Origin of the sequence: Escherichia sp. TW14182 (genome assembly GCF_000208525.1) — a bacterium.
Classification (GTDB): Bacteria; Pseudomonadota; Gammaproteobacteria; order Enterobacterales; family Enterobacteriaceae; genus Escherichia; species Escherichia ruysiae.
The window spans coordinates 1-3,296 of the sequence record NZ_AEJZ01000406.1; the positions used below are offsets into that span (position 1 = coordinate 1).

Here is a 3,296-nt window from a genome sequence, read left to right on the forward strand (position 1 = left end):
TAGGGTGAGGGGAACAGGCCAGCACTGGCGCGTATAATTGCCCTCACCTGGGTCCATTCGCCTTCCAGGGGGAGAAAACCGTGCCCACGTTAACGAGTGAACTTGTTTGTCAGCAGTCTCGCTCTCTTCAAAAAGAAGAGGGTGAATTACCCGTAGGCCAGATAAGCGTAGCGCATCAGGCAAAACGTAAACAACGAGTACATTAATGAGCGAAATGATTTACGGCATCCACGCAGTGCAGGCCCTGCTGGAGCGCGCCCCTGAACGTTTTCAGGAAGTCTTTATTTTAAAAGGCCGTGAAGATAAACGTCTGTTGCCGCTGATTCACGCCCTTGAGTCCCAGGGCGTGGTTATCCAGCTGGCAAACCGCCAATATCTCGACGAGAAAAGCGACGGTGCCGTGCATCAGGGCATTATCGCCCGTGTGAAGCCAGGACGGCAGTATCAGGAAAACGATCTGCCAGATCTGATTGCTTCGCTCGATCAACCGTTCCTGCTGATCCTCGACGGTGTAACCGATCCGCATAACCTTGGTGCGTGCCTGCGTAGCGCGGATGCCGCTGGCGTTCATGCAGTGATTGTGCCGAAAGATCGCTCCGCTCAACTCAACGCCACGGCGAAAAAAGTGGCCTGTGGTGCGGCAGAAAGCGTTCCGCTGATTCGGGTGACTAACCTGGCGCGCACTATGCGTATGTTGCAGGAAGAGAATATCTGGATCGTCGGTACGGCAGGTGAAGCGGATCATACGCTTTATCAGAGCAAAATGACCGGGCGCCTGGCGCTGGTGATGGGCGCGGAAGGTGAAGGTATGCGTCGCCTGACCCGTGAACATTGCGATGAACTGATTAGTATTCCGATGGCAGGTAGCGTTTCTTCCCTGAACGTTTCGGTTGCGACCGGAATTTGCTTATTTGAAGCAGTTCGCCAGCGTAGCTAATTTCTCTGAATTATAAAAAACCATCCATATTTGGATGGTTTTTTTTTATCTATAGCTGGTAAGATAATTACGCTCTATAAATATTCATTTTATTAATAATTAAATTTAATCTATATGGAATAATATATGACATGGAATTCGTTGGTGCTGGCGACGGCGCTGCAAACTGTACCTGAACAAAATATTGATGTAACAAATAGCGAGAACGCATTAATTATTAAAATGAATGATTATGGCGATTTGCAAATCAATATTCTTTTTACTTCCCGCCAAATGATTATCGAAACCTTTATTTGTCCGGTAAGTAGTATCAGCAATCCAGATGAATTTAATACCTTCTTATTAAGAAATCAGAAGATGATGCCGTTGTCATCGGTAGGGATCTCCAGCGTGCAACATGAAGAGTATTACATTGTTTTCGGGGCGTTATCGCTTAAATCTTCCCTTGACGACATCCTGCTGGAGATAACCACGCTGGTGGATAACGCATTGGATCTGGCTGAAATTACTGAAGAATATTCACACTAATTACAAGGATTCGTATTTATGGGGATTTTAAAAAGTTTATTTACGCTGGGTAAATCATTTATCGCGCAGGCGGAAGAGTCCATTGAAGAAACCCAGGGTGTGCGGATGCTGGAACAACATATTCGCGACGCTAAAGCTGAACTGGATAAAGCCGGGAAATCTCGCGTCGATCTGCTGGCACGAGTGAAATTAAGCAACGACAAACTGAAAGACTTACGTGCACGTAAAGCGGGTCTGGAAGCCCGTGCGCTGGAAGCGTTAAGTAAGAACGTTAATCCATCGTTGATTAATGAAGTTGCTGAAGAAATCGCGCGTCTTGAGAATCTTATTACCGCTGAAGAACAAGTATTGTCGAATCTGGAAGTTTCCCGCGATGGCGTGGAAAAAGCGGTTGCGGCGACGGCACAGCGTATCGCTCAGTTTGAGCAGCAAATGGAAGTTGTTAAGGCCACTGAAGCTATGCAACGTGCGCAGCAGGCTGTGACGACATCTACAGTTGGCGCGTCTTCCAGCGTTTCGACAGCGGCAGAATCCTTAAAACGCCTGCAAACGCGTCAGGCCGAACGTCAGGCTCGTCTGGATGCTGCCGCACAGCTGGAGAAAGTCGCAGACGGTCGCGACCTCGATGAAAAGCTGGCGGAAGCCGGAATTGGCGGCACCAATAAAAGCAGTGCCCAGGATGTGCTGGCAAGACTGCAACGCCAACAGGGTGAGTAATTTTTTTGCCAGCCTCACTGCAAGGCTGGCAACTATTTTAAGGATAAAATATGTCTGGTTTTTTCCAGCGCCTGTTTGGCAAGGATGATAAGCCTGCTATTAATCGTGGTCCGCTGGGACTCCACCTCAATAGTGGCTTTACGCTCGACACGTTAGCGTTTCGTTTGCTGGAAGAGGCATTGCTGATCGAGTTACCGGGTGAAGAATATACCGTGGCCGCCGTCAGCCGCATCGATCTGGGGGGTGGTAGCCAGATTTTCCGTTACTACACCTCCGGCGATGAATTTCTACAAATCAACACCACCGGCGGCGAAGATATTGATGACATTGATGATATCAAGCTCTTTGTCTATGAAGAGAGCTACGGTATCAGCAAAGAAAGCCACTGGCGCGAGGCGATCAACGCCAAAGCGATGGGGGCGATGACCTTAAACTGGCAGGAAAAATGCTGGCAGCGATTTTTTAACAGTGAAGAACCGGGAAATATTGAACCCGTTTACATGCTGGAAAAAGTAGAAAATCAAAACCATGCCAAATGGGAAGTGCATAATTTTACCATGGGCTACCAACGGCAGGTGACCGAAGATACCTGTGAATATTTGCTGTTAAATGGTGAGGAATCTTTTAACGACCTCGGTGAACCGGAGTGGTTATTTTCTCGCGCGCTGGGTGTCGATATCCCACTGACATCACTTCATATTATTGGTTAATTACAGGGACGTTTACAATGCATATACTGGATTCACTCCTCGCTTTTAGCGCCTATTTTTTTATCGGTGTAGCTATGGTGATTATCTTTCTTTTTATCTATTCCAAAATTACTCCGCATAATGAATGGCAGTTGATCAAGAATAATAACACTGCGGCGTCGCTGGCGTTCAGCGGCACGTTGTTGGGTTACGTTATTCCATTATCCAGTGCGGCAATCAATGCGGTGAGTATTCCAGATTATTTTGCCTGGGGCGGAATCGCACTAGTAATTCAGTTACTCGTTTTTGCTGGCGTCAGACTTTATATGCCGGCATTAAGCGATAAAATTATTAATCACAACACTGCGGCAGGAATGTTTATGGGAACCGCCGCGCTGGCTGGCGGGGTTTTTTAAGCCGCTTGG

5 protein-coding genes are annotated in these 3,296 nt (G+C 47.6%); all 5 read left to right on the plus strand.

Translation table 11 applies throughout. The annotated features are described in order from the left end of the window. Positions 1-205 precede the first annotated feature (205 nt). The 5 genes from rlmB (at position 206) to EQY_RS0122560 (ending at position 3,287) form a co-directional block, all read left to right on the plus strand. Positions 206-937, plus strand: coding sequence for a 23S rRNA (guanosine(2251)-2'-O)-methyltransferase RlmB (rlmB, locus tag EQY_RS0122540; protein WP_001293282.1), 732 nt, complete (start codon positions 206-208; stop codon positions 935-937). A gap of 126 nt (positions 938-1,063) precedes the next feature. After that, positions 1,064-1,465 (plus strand): YjfI family protein, encoded by a 402-nt coding sequence (locus tag EQY_RS0122545; protein WP_000220153.1) that lies wholly within the window; start codon positions 1,064-1,066, stop codon positions 1,463-1,465. Positions 1,466-1,483: 18 nt separating this feature from the next. Continuing rightward, entirely contained in the window at positions 1,484-2,182 is a 699-nt protein-coding gene (locus EQY_RS0122550) for a PspA/IM30 family protein (protein WP_000511939.1), read from the plus strand. Positions 2,183-2,232: 50 nt separating this feature from the next. Beyond that, a complete protein-coding gene (locus tag EQY_RS0122555) occupies positions 2,233-2,892 on the plus strand; it encodes a YjfK family protein (protein ID WP_000012525.1) in 660 nt (219 codons plus the stop codon). Between the two features lie 17 nt (positions 2,893-2,909). Then, positions 2,910-3,287, plus strand: a complete 378-nt coding sequence (locus tag EQY_RS0122560; protein WP_000547759.1) for a DUF350 domain-containing protein — start codon at positions 2,910-2,912, stop codon at positions 3,285-3,287. Positions 3,288-3,296 lie beyond the last annotated feature (9 nt).